This window comes from Chitinimonas violaceus (assembly GCF_052601015.1).
Genome location: NZ_JBQXDJ010000038.1, coordinates 25,588 through 40,449 on the forward strand (window position 1 = coordinate 25,588; position 14,862 = coordinate 40,449).

At 51.8% G+C, this 14,862-nt stretch carries 11 protein-coding genes and 3 tRNA genes; 8 read left to right on the forward strand and 6 right to left on the reverse strand.

The features are described from left to right. Window positions 1–4: 4 nt before the first annotated feature. Window positions 5–1,177 carry a type II secretion system protein GspL gene (gspL, locus tag ACUHMQ_RS13250; protein ID WP_445295938.1) on the reverse strand — a complete coding sequence of 391 codons (1,173 nt, stop codon included), beginning with the start codon at window positions 1,175–1,177 and terminating at the stop codon, window positions 5–7. A gap of 256 nt (window positions 1,178–1,433) precedes the next feature. On the opposite strand from gspL, the gene ACUHMQ_RS13255 reads away from it, so the two are divergent. The 8 genes from ACUHMQ_RS13255 to ACUHMQ_RS13290 all read left to right on the forward strand — a co-directional run bounded on the left by ACUHMQ_RS13255 (window position 1,434) and on the right by ACUHMQ_RS13290 (window position 9,989). Beyond that, a tRNA-Leu gene (locus tag ACUHMQ_RS13255) sits at window positions 1,434–1,518 on the forward strand. A 73-nt stretch (window positions 1,519–1,591) separates the two neighbouring features. Continuing rightward, window positions 1,592–2,899 carry a trigger factor gene (gene tig / locus ACUHMQ_RS13260; protein ID WP_445295939.1) on the forward strand — a complete coding sequence of 436 codons (1,308 nt, stop codon included), beginning with the start codon at window positions 1,592–1,594 and terminating at the stop codon, window positions 2,897–2,899. A gap of 116 nt (window positions 2,900–3,015) precedes the next feature. After that, window positions 3,016–3,663 (forward strand): ATP-dependent Clp endopeptidase proteolytic subunit ClpP, encoded by a 648-nt coding sequence (gene clpP / locus ACUHMQ_RS13265; RefSeq protein ID WP_445295940.1) that lies wholly within the window; start codon window positions 3,016–3,018, stop codon window positions 3,661–3,663. Between the two features lie 80 nt (window positions 3,664–3,743). After that, window positions 3,744–5,015 carry an ATP-dependent Clp protease ATP-binding subunit ClpX gene (clpX, locus tag ACUHMQ_RS13270; protein ID WP_445295941.1) on the forward strand — a complete coding sequence of 424 codons (1,272 nt, stop codon included), beginning with the start codon at window positions 3,744–3,746 and terminating at the stop codon, window positions 5,013–5,015. Between the two features lie 158 nt (window positions 5,016–5,173). Further along, entirely contained in the window at window positions 5,174–7,600 is a 2,427-nt protein-coding gene (lon, locus tag ACUHMQ_RS13275) for an endopeptidase La (protein ID WP_445295942.1), read from the forward strand. A 269-nt stretch (window positions 7,601–7,869) separates the two neighbouring features. Further along, window positions 7,870–7,945, forward strand: a tRNA-Val gene (locus tag ACUHMQ_RS13280). Between the two features lie 62 nt (window positions 7,946–8,007). After that, window positions 8,008–8,084: transfer RNA gene (locus ACUHMQ_RS13285), tRNA-Asp, on the forward strand. 93 nt (window positions 8,085–8,177) lie between these two features. After that, a complete protein-coding gene (locus ACUHMQ_RS13290; protein ID WP_445295943.1) occupies window positions 8,178–9,989 on the forward strand; it encodes a peptidylprolyl isomerase in 1,812 nt (603 codons plus the stop codon). A gap of 87 nt (window positions 9,990–10,076) precedes the next feature. Here ACUHMQ_RS13290 and ACUHMQ_RS13295 read toward each other — a convergent pair whose 3' ends face one another. The 5 genes from ACUHMQ_RS13295 to ACUHMQ_RS13315 all read right to left on the reverse strand — a co-directional run bounded on the left by ACUHMQ_RS13295 (window position 10,077) and on the right by ACUHMQ_RS13315 (window position 14,145). Next, window positions 10,077–10,949, reverse strand: a complete 873-nt coding sequence (locus ACUHMQ_RS13295; protein ID WP_445295944.1) for a CheR family methyltransferase — start codon at window positions 10,947–10,949, stop codon at window positions 10,077–10,079. Between the two features lie 207 nt (window positions 10,950–11,156). Continuing rightward, window positions 11,157–12,659 (reverse strand): serine/threonine-protein kinase, encoded by a 1,503-nt coding sequence (locus tag ACUHMQ_RS13300; RefSeq protein ID WP_445295945.1) that lies wholly within the window; start codon window positions 12,657–12,659, stop codon window positions 11,157–11,159. Window positions 12,660–12,756: 97 nt separating this feature from the next. Continuing rightward, window positions 12,757–13,164 (reverse strand): DUF2721 domain-containing protein, encoded by a 408-nt coding sequence (locus tag ACUHMQ_RS13305; RefSeq protein ID WP_445295946.1) that lies wholly within the window; start codon window positions 13,162–13,164, stop codon window positions 12,757–12,759. Window positions 13,165–13,173: 9 nt separating this feature from the next. Beyond that, window positions 13,174–13,689, reverse strand: coding sequence for a peroxiredoxin (locus ACUHMQ_RS13310; protein WP_445295947.1), 516 nt, complete (start codon window positions 13,687–13,689; stop codon window positions 13,174–13,176). 327 nt (window positions 13,690–14,016) lie between these two features. Continuing rightward, window positions 14,017–14,145, reverse strand: a complete 129-nt coding sequence (locus tag ACUHMQ_RS13315) for a hypothetical protein (protein ID WP_445295948.1) — start codon at window positions 14,143–14,145, stop codon at window positions 14,017–14,019. Window positions 14,146–14,862: the final 717 nt, after the last annotated feature.

Genomic DNA, 14,862 nt, shown 5'->3' on the forward strand with positions numbered 1-14,862 from the left:
TGGTCTATTGCGGGGTCAGGGTTAGCTTTACGCGGCCGTCAGCAGCACTGGTTGTTTCCACTTTGCCAAGAGACTGTAAGCTCTGGACCAAGCTGGTAATCTGATCAGGTTTGGCATTGTATTCCGCACTGATACGGCCATCCTGGTAATTCAAACCGACTAATTTGATATCGGCACCTGCGGCGAATCGTGGCGCCAGGCTCAGCAACTTGGCCAGCGCAGCATCGCTAACAGGCGTTGCGGTGTTTGTTCCTGCTCCGGTTTGCAATTTGCTTTGCAACTGCAATTGGGCGTCGACAACCGGCGTACCAGGAAAGGCCGCCAGAAAAGCGCTATTCATTTCTTGCTTCAGGGCTTTTTCCTCGGCACGCCATGACCACCACTGGCCAACCAATGTAATAGTCGCCAATATCAATGCAGCGCCGGCCAGATAAGCCGTGGCACGTAATTTGGGCCAGTCAAAATCGAGCTGAGGGCCGCTGGCGAACTCACCTTGCATCAGGTCAATCGCATCGCGCTGGATTGGTAGGCTCAGCGGGTCATGATCAAGGACACGCAAGTCGCTGCCAAGCACCCCTTGCCAAGCTGTCAGGTCTAGGTTACCTGCATGTTCCTCCGCAATGGCCAGAGTAGTTGGTGGTACTTCTCCCAGGCTGGCTGCCAATAGAGGTGGTGGGTGGTGAGGGGTCGAAGCATCAAACCATTGGGCGGTAGATCCATCTCTGCGAGCCCAACCGTTGCCGCACCAGAGCAGAACACTGCCATCGGAAGGTGCTAGGACATCTGCAGACCAACTCGCACGTGGACGATGGCCAACTTCGCTAAGTGTATTGAGTAGGTCAGCCAACAGACTTCGTTGGATGGCGGCTACCCGGCATTCCTCATCAACAAAGGCATAGGCCAGGTGTTGTTCTGTGGGTTCACCGAGCAGGACCTGGTCCAACGCAAACGGTAAAAGCTTGCGCGCCTGTTTGCGCGCGCCAGCAGGGAGGGTAACGGCCGCTCTTAGAATGCGTGCTGGGGGTAAAAAGAGCTCGATGCGCTCAGCTTTGGGCAACTGAGCCAACGTGGCGCGGCCGCCGCGTGTGCGTGTGCCATCCAATAGGCGCCACTCGACTTCTGTCGTTGAACTGGCAGGGAGGGCGGATTCGTGGGGAAAAAGTCGCAGCGTAGTCACGGCGGTTAGGCACCGGGTAGGTGAGAAGGTTTTTATGCGAAGAAATAGAGTTGTCAGTATGACACAGGGACAAGGCGACGCGCCAAGCGCTGCATGGGCTGTGCCGGGCTATTGGCGTACGCGCCAATGAAAATTGTCCATTGGGTTTGTTTTTTCCCCCGAGTCTGCCCTATAATCGCCGACTCACTGCAAACAAGGGGTGCTGTGTTAATGTGGCCGACAAGGCTGGCTTCCCTGAAAGTGGGTACGTGAAAGCGCGAGCGTGGCGGAATTGGTAGACGCACTGGATTTAGGTTCCAGCGCCGCAAGGCGTGAGAGTTCGAGTCTCTCCGCTCGCACCACAGATTTAAAAGCAATCGCCGGCACTTGCCGGCGATTTCACGACATGAATGTCGCAACACAGGATCGATCCACATGCAAGCACAACTGGAAACGCTGAGCCAACTCGAGCGCCGTCTCGACATCGCCATCCCTGCTGCCGATATCGAATCCGCCGTGGATGCCCGCCTAAAGCGTGTAGCCCGCACAGCTAAAATCCAGGGGTTCCGCCCAGGTAAGGCCCCGATGAAGATGGTGGCTGCCAACTATGGCCCACAAGTTCGTGAAGAAGTGCTTGGCGAACAAGTGCAAACCGCTTTTGCCAAGGCAGTGCAGGAGCAAAAACTCCGCATTGCTGGATATCCACGTTTTGAAGGTAAGCCTGCTGAAGGCGAATCGTTTGCCTTTGCAGCGATATTTGAGGTTTACCCAGAAGTAGTGGTGGGTGACCTGTCTGGTAAGGAGCTTGAGCGTCCTGTATTGACTATCTCTGATGTTGAAGTCGAGAAGACAATCGAAATCCTGCGTAAGCAGCGTACCAAGTTCGAACGCGTTGAACGCGCTGCCCAGAAGGGTGACCGCGTTATTGTTGACTTCAAGGGTACGATCGACGGCGTGGCCTTCCAGGGTGGTTCCAGCGATAACTACGCTTTTCTGGCTGGCGAAGGCCAGATGTTGCCTGAGTTTGACAACGCTGTCCTTGGTATGAAGGAAGATGAGACCAAGACTTTCGACTTGGTCTTCCCTGAGGACTATCAAGGCAAGGAAGTGGCTGGCAAGACAGCTCAGTTCACTGTGGCAGTTAAGAATGTGGCTGGTGCCAATCTGCCTGCTGTTGATGCCGATTTCGCCAAGGCCATGGGCATCGTCGATGGTGATGTAACCAAGTTGCAGGCTGAGATTCGCAAGAATGTTGAGCGTGAAGTGAAGCGTCGTCTGACCGCTCGCGCTAAAGAGACAGTCATGCAGGCTTTGCTTGATGTAACACCGCTTGATGTGCCGAAGTCGCTGATCGGTGTTGAAATCGGCCGTTTGGCCGAGCAAGCTCGTGAAGAAATGAAGCAGCGTGGTTTTGATCCTAAGAACATGCCGCTGCCGCCTGATCTGTTTGAAGCGCAGGCTAAGCGTCGTGTCAGTTTGGGGTTGATTCTGGCGGAAGTAGTGCGTGCCAATGGACTGGAAGCCAAGCCTGAACAAGTCAAGTCTATTGTGGCTGAGTTTGCTGAAAGCTACGAGCACCCGGAAGAAGTGGTCAAGTGGTACTATGGCAGCCGTGATCGTCTCGAAGGGCCTGAGTCATTGGCTTTGGAAGACAATGTGGTCGAGTTCGTGTTTGCTAAGGCCAAGACCGTTGAAAAACAGCTTTCTTTCGATGAGTTGATGGGTCAGCAGCAAGCTGCATAAGACTTTACTTGCAGTATTGAAAACGGGCTCGTCCGCCTCACCTTAGGGTATAGGCCGGCCGGGCCCGTTTGCTTCCTGGCCATTTCTTCTATCGCCACATACTTAGTCGGGACACTATGAGCACCTGGAATCAAGCTGATTGGAATACGACACATACCGAGCCGCAGGGCTTGGGCTATGTGCCCATGGTCATTGAGCAGAGCGGCCGTGGTGAACGGGCCTACGACATTTACTCAAGGCTGTTGAAAGAGCGCGTGATTTTTCTGGTGGGACCGGTAAACGATGCCACCGCAAACCTTGTGGTTGCTCAGATGCTGTTCTTGGAGTCGGAAAATCCCGACAAGGACATATTTCTGTACATCAACAGCCCAGGTGGTTCGATTTCTGCAGGCATGTCGATCTATGACACGATGCAGTTCATCAAACCGGATGTTTCTACTTTGTGTGTGGGTATGGCTGCGAGCATGGGGGCGTTTCTGCTGCAAGCCGGTACGAAGGGCAAGCGTTATGCGCTTCCGAACTCGACAGTGATGATCCATCAGCCGCTGGGTGGCTTCCAGGGGCAGGCAACAGATATCGAGATCCATGCCAAGTACATTCTCAGCTTGCGCGAGCGGTTGAATAAATTGATGGCCGAGCATACTGGCCGTAGCTTGGAAGAAATTACACGCGATAGTGATCGCGATAACTTTATGACTGCCGAAGAAGCCCAGTCCTATGGTCTGGTCGACAAGGTAATTAACTCGCGCGACGTTATAGCCTGATATGAGGAGGGGCTGGTTTTACCTGCTCTTACTCATCAGGACAACATTGCTCGAGCAATCATTTCAATGGCGAGGTTGCCATGACTGACAAAGAGAAACTCCTTTACTGTTCCTTCTGCGGCAAAAGCCAACATGAAGTACGCAAGCTGATTGCAGGCCCGCAAGTATTCATTTGCGACGAGTGCATCGAGCTATGCAATGACATTATCCGTGAGGAGTTGCAGTCGGGTGCTGGTGGTGCGACGGCAGCCAAGACAGGTACTACAGGAAAGCTGCTTACGCCAGCCGAGATCCGTCAATCGCTAGACCAATATGTGATTGGACAGGACAAAGCCAAGAAGTCCCTGGCTGTCGCGGTGTACAACCATTACAAGCGGTTGGCTAATCCTGCGGCTAAAGCTGGTGATGTGGAGCTGGCGAAGTCCAATATCCTGTTGATTGGCCCGACGGGGTCTGGTAAGACCTTGCTTGCTCAGACCTTGGCGCGCCTGTTGGATGTACCCTTCGTCATGGCGGATGCCACCACGCTGACTGAAGCCGGCTATGTCGGTGAGGACGTTGAGAATATCGTTTCCAAGCTCTTGCAAAAGTGCGATTGGGATATCGAGAAAGCACAGCGTGGGATTATCTACATCGATGAGATCGACAAGATTTCGCGTAAGTCAGACAATCCTTCAATTACTCGCGATGTATCGGGCGAGGGTGTGCAACAGGCGCTGTTGAAACTGATTGAAGGTACGGTTGCGTCGATTCCGCCATCGGGTGGTCGTAAGCATCCTAATCAGGAGTTTCTGCAGGTCGACACCACCAACATTCTGTTTATCTGTGGTGGTGCTTTCGATGGTCTGGCCAATGTTATTCGTCAGCGCTCACAGAAAAGCGGTATTGGTTTCGGTGCTTCAGTCCATTCCAAGGATGAAAGCAAGAGCGTTGGTAAGACATTGCGGGAAACCGAGCCGGAAGATCTAATCAAATTCGGCTTGATTCCAGAGTTCGTAGGTCGTCTGCCTGTAGTGGCAACCTTGGATGAGCTGGATGAGGCAGCGCTGGTAACGATACTGACCGAACCGAAGAATTCTTTGGTCAAGCAATACCAGAAGCTATTTGAGCTGGAAGGTGCTGAGCTGGAAGTGCGCCCGGAAGCTTTGGTGGCGATTGCGCGTAAGGCATTGGTTCGTAAGACCGGTGCGCGTGGTTTGCGTTCGATTATTGAAGGCGCATTGTTGGAGACGATGTATGAACTGCCCTCGCAAGAGAACGTTCAGAAAGTCGTTATCGACGAGAATGTAATCGAGAATGGTGGGCAGCCGATTTTGGTGCATGCTGACCCTCAGCAGGTCCAAGCTGCGTAGCTTGATTGCAGTTATGTAGAGAGAAACCGCCTTAGGGCGGTTTCTTTTTTTGCGCAGATTTATTGCCATACTGGTTATATTTCGGTGAATATGGTTCTGTGGGCAATTGAAAAATGTCCGTTAAAACCCCATCTTCCAGCCATTGACTATCGCACTGGATGCCATCTATGTCCCAGCACGCTGAATTACCTTCTCACGCCATTGACTTACCGCTGCTCCCGCTGCGTGATGTGGTGGTTTTCCCTTATATGGTCATCCCGCTATTTGTTGGTCGGCCTAAATCTATCCGCGCTTTGGAAACCGCTATGGAAGCCGGTAAGCAAATTTTGCTTCTGGCACAGAAAAATGCAGCTAAGGATGAGCCCTCGGCAAGCGATATGTACGATATCGGTACCGTGGCTACGATTCTCCAAATGCTCAAGTTGCCCGACGGTACGGTGAAGGTACTGGTTGAAGGTACGCAACGTGCCTTGGTGGATGAGATTCAGGAACATGAAGGCTTCTTTACGGCGACAGCTCATCCTGTTCCTATGGATGCGGCTGAAGATACTGAAACAGAAGCGATGCGCCGTGCTTTACTGGGGCAGTTCGACCAGTTTGTGAAACTGAACAAAAAGATTCCGCCTGAGGTGTTGACCTCGTTGGCGGGGATAGAGCGTGCCGGTCGCTTGGCCGATACGATTGCTGCCCACCTGCCCCTTAAGCTCGAACAGAAGCAGGACATCCTGGAAATGTTCAATGTGGGCGAGCGCTTGGAGCATCTGCTTAAGCAGCTTGAGGCAGAGCTGGACATTCTGCAGGTGGAAAAGCGTATCCGTGGTCGTGTTAAGCGGCAGATGGAAAAGAGTCAGCGGGAGTATTACCTCAACGAGCAGGTGAAGGCGATACAGAAAGAGCTGGGCGAGAATGAAGAGGGTGCCGAGCTCGATGAGTTGGAAACGAAACTCAAGTCGGCCGGCTTGCCCAAAGAAGCTAAGACCAAGGCAGAGGCTGAACTGAAGAAGCTGAAGATGATGTCGCCCATGTCGGCTGAAGCCACGGTGGTGCGCAACTACATCGATACTTTGATCGGTTTGCCCTGGAAGAAGAAGACCAAGATCAGTCACGATCTGGCAGGGGCTGATCTTGTGCTGGAAGAAGACCACTACGGTCTGGAGAAGGTCAAGGAACGTATTGTTGAGTATCTCGCTGTACAGCAACGTGTAGACAAGCTGAAGGCGCCGATCTTGTGTTTGGTAGGACCTCCTGGCGTGGGTAAAACCTCCTTGGGGCAGTCTATCGCTCGCGCAACCAATCGTAAGTTCATCCGTATGGCGCTTGGTGGTGTACGGGATGAGGCCGAGATCCGTGGCCATCGCCGTACCTATATCGGTTCAATGCCCGGTAAGATTCTTCAGAGCATGACCAAGGCCGGGGTGAAGAACCCGCTCTTTCTACTCGATGAAGTGGACAAGATGGGGCAGGACTTCCGTGGTGATCCCTCATCAGCCTTATTAGAGGTGCTGGATCCCGAACAGAACCAGAACTTTGTCGATCATTATATTGAGGTCGAGTATGACCTGTCGGATGTGATGTTTGTGGCGACAGCCAATTCATTGAACATCCCTGCACCGTTGCTTGATCGGATGGAAATCATCCGCTTGGCAGGCTACACGGAGGATGAGAAGGTTAATATCGCTCATAAGTACCTGGTGCCAAAGCAAATGAAAGCCAATGGCCTGAAGGAAAATGAGCTGGTAATCCAGGAAACAGCATTGCGCGATATCGTTCGCTTCTATACCCGAGAAGCGGGCGTGCGCAGCTTGGATCGTGAAGTGGCAAAGATTTGCCGCAAGGTGGTCAAGGCATTGCTGCTCAAGCCGACCGAGAAGAAAGTTACGGTCAGCGCCAAGAATCTGGAAAAGTACTTAAGCGTGCGCAAGTACACTTATGGTCTGGCTGAAGAGAGCAATCAGATTGGCCAGGTTACCGGTTTGGCTTGGACTGAAGTGGGCGGTGAATTGCTGACCATTGAGGCGGTTTCGTTACCCGGTAAAGGGAAGATGATTACGACCGGTAAGCTGGGTGAGGTAATGCAGGAATCGATTCAAGCGGCCTTGTCTGTCGTGCGTAGTCGTGCCGCCAGCCTGGGTGTGGACATAGACTTCTATCAGAAGCATGACATTCATATTCACTTACCGGAGGGCGCCACACCAAAGGATGGCCCCTCGGCTGGTATCGCTATCACGACTGCAATGGTGTCCATCCTTACAGGCATTCCGGTGAGGGCAGATGTTGCCATGACGGGTGAAATAACCTTGCGTGGGGAAGTATTGCCGATCGGTGGCCTGAAAGAAAAGTTGCTCGCAGCCCATCGCGGCGGTATCAAGCATGTTCTGATTCCAGATGGAAACATGAAGGACTTGGTGGAGATTCCGGACAACATCAAACAGAAGCTGGAAATCCATCCTGTGAAGTGGATCGACCAGGTATTGACCTTGGCTTTGGAGCGCCAGCCTGTACCACAATCTGCTGAGGTTGCTGTAGCGCCGGCAGAGGCTGTGACGCCTCCTGCAGCGGGTACTGCGGTATTAACTAAGCACTAGACTTTCCTCATTACGTTTAAAGCCACAAAAGCCCTGTTTGTTTGGGGTGGATGTGGCTTTATTCGTATCAGCCCCCGAGATTTTCTGCTGGATTAGGGGGTAGACGCATAAGTTGTAATAAGGCCGGGGTAATAAAATCAATACCATGCAAAAAATCTAGATTCCATGCTGGTAAACTGCAAAAAGCTAAGGTATAGTTGCGGTCTTGTCAGGTTGGTATGTTTCAAAAAACGACCTGTCCCTTGTTTCGCTTCACAAGCAACAACAATGGGTGGTTAGCTCAGTTGGTAGAGCGTCTGCCTTACACGCAGAATGTCGGCGGTTCGATCCCGTCACCACCCACCAGTTTAATAAACGACCGATTCGAATGCTTTAATAGCCACTCACTCGGGCGTAGTACCGAATCTGGAGCGGTAGTTCAGTTGGTTAGAATACCGGCCTGTCACGCCGGGGGTCGCGGGTTCGAGTCCCGTCCGCTCCGCCAGACAAAAAGGGTGAACTTTATAGTTCGCCCTTTTTTATTGCCTTTTCGGCTTATCCACCATAACGCCGGTTTTGGCGTGGAGATGCGTATCCGATGTTTGAATTTGTACATAACAATCGAACTTTGGTGGCCGTTGCGCTCGGCCTGGTTGGTTTAGGGTTGCTAGTGGGCGGTGGTGTAGCCGGTTATAGCGCAAGTGTTGGCGAACCCTACCTGGCGAAAGTGAATGGCGTAAAGATTACGGAACGCGACTTGGCGATGGCTTCCAATGGTGAGCCCTTGGCCGATGTTGCCAAAGCCAAGCTTTTGCAGGAACTGGTACAGCGCCAGGTATTGCTGAGCGAAGCGGGTAGCCGCCATGTTGTTGCCAGCGATGCGCAGCTGCGTGATCAGATCATGACCATCGACGCATTCAAAGAGAATGGGAAGTTTAGTGTCGACCGTTACAAGGACCTGTTGGCCGCACGGCAAATGACGGTTGAGCAGTTTGAATCCCGGATGCGGGAAGATTTGCGTTTGCAATTATTGGCGGGCGCAGTAGGCATCAGTGGTTTTGGCTCGCAGCTTGCTGCCGACCGTGTGGTAAATGCCCTGGCGGAGTCACGGGAAGTGGCAGGGTTCCAATTCTTGCCAGCTGCATATGCTGGGCAGATCAATGTGTCTGATGCTGATGTCAAAAAGTATTACGAGACCAATCAGCGTGAATTCAGTTTGCCAGAGCGCGTAAAGGTTTCCTACGTAGTTTTATCTCGTGACGAGATGGCTGCGGGGCTGACGGTCGACGCGGAAAAAGTAAAAGCTTTTTACGAATCAAACAAGAAAGAGTTGGCACCGGAAGAACGCAGGGTGCGGCATATTCTGATCAGCGCAGATGCTAAAGCCACGGCAGAACAACGTGCTACTGCAAAGAAGACGGCAGAAACATTACTTGGTCAGCTTAAGCAGAACCCAGCCAGTTTTTCTGAGCTGGCCAAGCAAAAGTCACAGGACCCGGGCTCCGCAACGCAAGGTGGGGAATTGGGTTATTTCGGCCGTGGTGCCATGGTGAAGCCGTTCGAGGAAGCTGCGTTCAAGTTGGCAAAGGGCGAAATCAGTGGGGTAGTTGAAACAGAGTACGGCTACCACATCTTAATGGTGGACGATATCCGCTCTAAGTCGTTTGACGATGTGAAGCCGGTGGTCGAACAGCGTCTGAAGCAGGAAATGGCGCAGAAGCGTTTTGAACAGGCGCGTGACGAGTTTTCTGATCTGGTTTATCAGCAAGCGGATAGTCTTAAGCCTGCTGCAGACGCGTTTAAACTTACTGCCCGTGAAAGTGACTGGCTGACCAAAGACGCTGCTACAGATGCAATGCTGAATGAAGCCAAGGTCCGGGAAGCGCTGTTTACCGATGATGTCTTGAATAAGAAGCACAATACTGAAGCGATTGAGTTGAAACCAGGAACCTTGTTGGCCGCGCGGGTGGTTCAACATGAGCCTGCAAAGGTGCAAACCTTGGCAGAGGTTTCCGGCAAGATCGCGGAGCAGCTGAAGACGGACCGTGCTAAAGCCAAAGCACTGGAAGAAGGTAAAAAGGCGTTGGCCGCGTTACAAAAGGGCGAAGTAGTCTCTTTGAGTTGGCAGCCAGCTAAGACGCTAAGTCGTCTACAGCCGCAAGGCTTGGCTAAGCCCGACCTGAACGCTATTTTTTCGGTGGCTGCTAAGGAAAAGGCGTCCGCCTATACCGGTTTGGAGTCACCTGCTGGGTATACGCTGTACAAGGTAGCGGTGGCCTCTGTTTCAACCCCAATGGAACCGGCAATGCGCGAGGGATTGGTGGATAGTATTAACAGCGCCAATGCGCAGATGGAATTAGCTTCTTATCTGCAAAAGTTACGCGGCTTGCACAAGGTCGAGAGACCTTGATAGTTGCCCCTCGCTAAAACAAAAGGCACCTGAAAAGGTGCCTTTTGTTTTAGCACTTGCTCTCAGTCTGTTGTAATAAGCTGGAAGCTATTTTTCCAAGGTATAGACTGTTTTTCCACGAAGCTTGAACAGATGCGTGGCGTGATACAGGTTTTCCGAATGGCCTACAAAGAGCAGGCCATTGGGGTGTAACAATGGGGCGAAGCGCTCCAGAATCTTCAGCTGTGTGGCGCGATCGAAGTAGATCATCACATTGCGGCAGAAGATAGCATCGAGTGGACCACGTATAGACCAATGAGGCTCGATCAGATTCTGGCGGCGGAAGGTCATCATATCCCGCAGTTCCGGTTTGATTTCAAACTGCCCGTCACTGCGTTTCGTGAAGAATTTGTTTAATTGTGATGGGGTAAGCTTGTCGACTTTATCAAAGCTATATACACCTGCCTGCGCGGTTTTGAGCACATTGGTGTCGAGATCTGTCGCGATAATTTTGACAGGGGGTTTCAGACTGTCAAAAGCTTCGGCAGCGGTGATAGCGAGTGACCAGGGTTCTTCGCCTGTCGATGAGGCCGAGCACCAGATATTCAGCGTCCCGTTAGCTTTATTTGCGCGTAGATGCTCGATCAAGACTGGGAAATGATGTGCCTCTCGGAAGAATGAGGTGAGATTGGTGGTCAGCGAGTTGATAAACGCTTCCCACTCTGCTTCGTTACCCCGTTCCAGCAGTACCAGATACTCCTGAAAGGTACTGAAGTTGTGTGCCCGCAATCGCTTGGCCAAACGACCATAAACCATGTCCTGTTTGCTGTCATTCAGTGCAATGCCAGCGTAATCGTAGATTAATTGCTTAACACGATCGAAATCCTGCCGAGTGAATTTAAATTCACGATTGGCTGTGCTGGAAACGCCCGGGGTGCTTGGTGCGTTGGCACTAACTGGGGGACGTTGATCTTTTATCATGAACTTATCTTAGCAGTCCGTAGCAGGTTGCCAAACACGCAGCATACGAAGCTGTTCACAACATAACTTTACAGCCGTGATCAGGGCTTATGCACTGCTCTTTCCACATGCATTTCCGTTTCTGCACTGTTCTGCCCTAAGTTGAGGGCAGCTCGTGAGAAACCTTGACCCCAAGTTCTATTAGAAAGCTGGGTGGCGGGTATATACCTAGCGATCACGTGTTTCGCGTTTCTTCGGTGTTGGGCAGCGTCCAGAGCTATCGCAGCCGGTAATTTTTTGCCAAAGGTTTCCATCTTCTTTTTTCGGTGCCGGGGTCGGTTCGGCATGTTTGGCGGGTGTAGGCGCAGGTGCAGGCTTTGGCTGAGGGGCGGGTTGTTCTTCTCGTTTGGGTTCTACATAGGTTGGCTTAGGCTTACGCTTTTCAACCGGCGGTTTGTAAGCAGGGCGTGAAGGTTTCGTTGCCGGTGTGGGAACGGGTGCGGGAGTCTCCGTTGTCGTCTCAGTGCCGGGTTTGGTTGGCTCACTTTCGAGCATTTCGTTCAGGCTCGATGGTGTTGTTGCACCTGCTTCCGACGTGGTTCCTGGTTCAGGTTTGGATTCTATCGGGGCAGAAGGTGGTTCTGTAGGTGCCGGCGCTGGCGGCGGTACAGGAGTAGTCGCCACAGCAGGTTGGACAGATTGGCTGTTAGGCGTCTTGGGCGTAGTTGGCCGGGTATCGTGGCGCAGCCAGAGAAATCCTACCCCAATGAGGAGAACCCCTGCCGTCGCAGCGATGATAGGCAGGATAGGCAGCTCGGTTTTTTTTGAGCGTTTCTCCACCATAGGTGATGAAGTGGGCTTAGGCTTAGGAGCGGGGGGAGGTGCAGGGTTGCTGACAGGAGCCGGTACTGGTTCTGTCTTAGGCAGCTGTACCTCACGCAGCGCGCCACGGGCTTCTTTTGCAGTAATAAAGCGGGCTTCAGGCGCTTTCTCGAGGCACCGCATAACAACGTCGACCAACCAGTCCGGTACCGTGGGATTCAGGCTGCGGATGTCGGCTGGTTTCTCATGCAAGATCTTGTAGGCGATGCTGGCCATATGATCGCCATCGAAGGGCCGTTTCCCTGTCAGTACCTCATACAACACGATCCCTGCGGCAAATATGTCGGCTCGCCCGTCCAGTTTCTTGCCCTCTATCTGTTCTGGCGCCATATGGCGTGGAGAGCCAATAATGGTGCCGGTGCGTGTCAGGTCGCTGGTAGGGAGCTGGGCAATGCCGAAGTCGGTAATCTTGAGTTTGCCATCGGCCTTCAACATCAGGTTGGCAGGCTTGATATCGCGGTGGACGACGCCGTTTTCATGCGCGTAGGCCAAAGCGGCAAACAACTGGTCTGCCAGTTTCAATACCCGATTCAGGGGTAAGCGAATACCTTGATCCAATAGCGATTGTAGCGTCTTACCTTCAACAAATTCCATGGCCAGATAGGCATGACCATTTTCATCGCCACAGTCGAACATGGTGATGATGCCAGCATGGTTGAGCCGGGCTGCCGAGCGGGCTTCCTGCTGTAAACGAGCGGCATATTCCGCTCTTTCTGCCGCGTTCAGGTGTAAGCGAAGCACTTTGATGGCGACTGTCCGATCGAGTCGCTCATCTACGGCACGATAGACGACACCCATCGCGCCTTCGCCCAGCGTTTCCTTAATGCGGTAATGACCTAGTTTTTCCATCTATCTATTCTAGCCTGCAATACGCACTGCTTTGCCTGTTAATACGCCATCGTCATGGAATTATTAGAATTACGGTGACTCATTTCAAAGAATGGGTTTAGTTCCCAGTATGGCTTGCCAAATCGTCTTCGATATCCGCCAACAAAATATTTAGTGCATCACTCGACATGCGTATCTCACTAATCGATATTCCCAATGAGAGAAGCATAGCGAACAAGCTGATACCAAACACAATATGAGCTGCAGATTGCATGTCAAAGAAAATCAGAAACATGCAAAGCACACAAAGCAGCATGGCGCTTGCTCCTGCAGCCTGCATGCTTCGAATCAGGGCAACCCGGCGGCGCAGGTTGGCAATCTGGCGCAGGATTTTGGTATCCGGATTCGCTTTATAGTCCTCGTGCAGTTTTCGGATAACGCTGGAAAGACCGAGAAAACGATTGGTGTATGCTAATAACAATAGCGAAATAGCGGGAAAGAGAAGGGCGGGTACATTGATCTCCATGTACATGTTTCATTGTTTCCCGGTCATTGCACGTAGGTCGTTAATGATGGTTTTAGCGTAAGTCTTGGTATCCACATCGGTGTAGCGTTTGACGATGCGGCCCTGTGGGTCAATCAGGAAAGTGTGGCGCTTGGCGAATTTCATAACACCAAGATCCAATAGTGCGTCGTAGCGTGCTGAGACAACGCCACCGGGATCGGCTAGTAGCGCGAAGGGTAGCTGGTGTTTCTTACTGAATGCCTGAATGTCGGCAATAGAGTCGGTACTGACGCCAACCACCTCCGCACTCAATGTACGTAAAAGGTCAATATCGTCCCGAAAGCTGTGTGCTTCTTCGGTACAGCCTGGTGTATCTGCCTTCGGATAGAAATACAGGACCAACCATTTGCCTATGAACTGCTCATTGGCTCGTTTCTGCCCCTGCTGGTCTGTAAGGGCAAAGGGAGGCGCTGGCTGTCCAGGTATGGCAGCGGCATGAGCAAACAAGTTGCAGGACAGGCATAAAGAGATAAGGAGCGATCGCATGTTAGGTCCGTATAGAGAAGTACATCGTGTGGTGCCAAGCGCTATGCGAGAGAACTTCACCAAATGTTGGCACATAGCATTCCATACAGGGTAAAGGACAAGGTAATCATAGGATACCAAGTTATGCGTCTTCGTATTATGTGATGGCCCTCATGTTCTTTGGAGTCGATAGGGTGTAGAGAGTGCCCGTAGAACCAGTAGCCTGAGCAACAAAGCTTCGATTTGGCTATTCACTGAAGGGCCAGAAATAGGCGCCTTTAGGAAAGACTCGGTAAAAAAAAGCGCGCAGGGTGTGCGCGCTTTACATATGCCAAATTAATGATGCTGCTATTTCTTTGCTTTTTTCTTATCAGCTGGAGCCTCGGGGGCGCTTTTAACGCTGAGAGGTGCTTTTGGAGCGGATGAAGCAGCAACCTTTGGCGATGCTTTTTTGGCTGATGTTTTCTTTGCTGGCATGGAAGCCTCCTTGGGTAAGGTGATTGACATGGGGATTAGCCATAAATCAACACAGCCATAAGGTAGCTGAAGCAGCACCTCAACAGAAAAGTTCCCCAACCCCTCTCTGTAACTGGTTTATAGCGCCAATGTGTAAAAAATCACCCCGTTTGACCTTGTTGTGTAATCGAGTTGACGGACGTGTGTGGCAGATTGCAACAGATTATTAAAAGAGGGGTTGGAGATACCCTGCCTAACTCAATTGATGGGCCCTTTTATATATTCTTCCCAAGCTGCATCAATAGCGTCATCACGGTATAGATATTCGTAAAACAAGTGCATGAGGGTACAAATAGGAGATGCCATTACCTTCCTGATGCGTAGTGTAAGCACGGTATTACTGATGTAGAGCGGACTATTGAGGCCTTCTGGTTTTGAATGCGGTAATCCAGCAATCAACTGGATGGAGCAAGAAGATTGTCATTTGTAGGAGAGATGTCGAGTTAGAAGGGGAAGCGCAACAACTAGGTCTTTCCTGAATGGCAATCATCCGCATAGCAACCCAAGATAATGCAACTGAAGAGTTGGCTGTAACCCGCACGGGTTAACGGGGGGGTGTCAGGATTTCCGTGTTCAAGGCGGGTTTGAGATTCACACGGATGATCGAATAAACCGATCCGCGTAAAGAATAGCGAATTGGTTCATGGCCGTCTTCCAATCCTTGGCGGCATAGCCCCA

What these genes read in the sequence shown, in the direction of transcription:
- tig (WP_445295939.1), top strand. Translation starts at nt 1,592, where the DNA reads ATGCAAGCACAACTGGAAACGCTGAGCCAACTCGAGCGCCGTCTCGAC.
- clpP (WP_445295940.1), top strand. Translation starts at nt 3,016, where the DNA reads ATGAGCACCTGGAATCAAGCTGATTGGAATACGACACATACCGAGCCG.
- clpX (WP_445295941.1), top strand. Translation starts at nt 3,744, where the DNA reads ATGACTGACAAAGAGAAACTCCTTTACTGTTCCTTCTGCGGCAAAAGC.
- lon (WP_445295942.1), top strand. Translation starts at nt 5,174, where the DNA reads ATGCCATCTATGTCCCAGCACGCTGAATTACCTTCTCACGCCATTGAC.
- ACUHMQ_RS13290 (WP_445295943.1), top strand. Translation starts at nt 8,178, where the DNA reads ATGTTTGAATTTGTACATAACAATCGAACTTTGGTGGCCGTTGCGCTC.
- ACUHMQ_RS13295 (WP_445295944.1), bottom strand. Translation starts at nt 10,949, where the DNA reads ATGATAAAAGATCAACGTCCCCCAGTTAGTGCCAACGCACCAAGCACC.
- ACUHMQ_RS13300 (WP_445295945.1), bottom strand. Translation starts at nt 12,659, where the DNA reads ATGGAAAAACTAGGTCATTACCGCATTAAGGAAACGCTGGGCGAAGGC.
- ACUHMQ_RS13305 (WP_445295946.1), bottom strand. Translation starts at nt 13,164, where the DNA reads ATGGAGATCAATGTACCCGCCCTTCTCTTTCCCGCTATTTCGCTATTG.
- ACUHMQ_RS13310 (WP_445295947.1), bottom strand. Translation starts at nt 13,689, where the DNA reads ATGCGATCGCTCCTTATCTCTTTATGCCTGTCCTGCAACTTGTTTGCT.
- ACUHMQ_RS13315 (WP_445295948.1), bottom strand. Translation starts at nt 14,145, where the DNA reads ATGCCAGCAAAGAAAACATCAGCCAAAAAAGCATCGCCAAAGGTTGCT.